Origin of the sequence: Siccibacter turicensis LMG 23730, from assembly GCF_000463155.2 — a bacterium.
Taxonomy (GTDB): domain Bacteria; phylum Pseudomonadota; class Gammaproteobacteria; order Enterobacterales; family Enterobacteriaceae; genus Siccibacter; species Siccibacter turicensis.
In genome coordinates, this window is the sequence record NZ_AWFZ01000063.1 from 1 (window position 1) to 235 (window position 235).

A 235-nucleotide genomic window follows, 5' to 3' on the forward strand; every position below is an offset into this window, starting at 1 on the left:
GCACGTTGGCTTTGACCGCCAGCACGAAACCGAACTCGCGCACCATGTTGCTTTCCGGCACGGTGGCGACGTTGAGCCCGTGCGAACGCTCGGTGAGCGGCAGCTGAATGGCGCTCTCTTCCATTACCAGCGACAGACCCTGGCGCAGCATCAGCGTCAGTTTGCCAAAGCAGCCCGCCAGGTTGTCGTGGTCATAGACCGGCAGCGTCGTCTCCGGCGCGCGCTGCGCCGTCCA

The 235-nt window shown here is 64.7% G+C and carries 1 protein-coding gene; it reads right to left on the bottom strand.

The genetic code is table 11. The features are described from left to right. The coding region (gene tssK, locus DW58_RS19675) for a type VI secretion system baseplate subunit TssK (protein ID WP_035894949.1) at window positions 1–235 on the bottom strand (235 nt) is incomplete at both ends.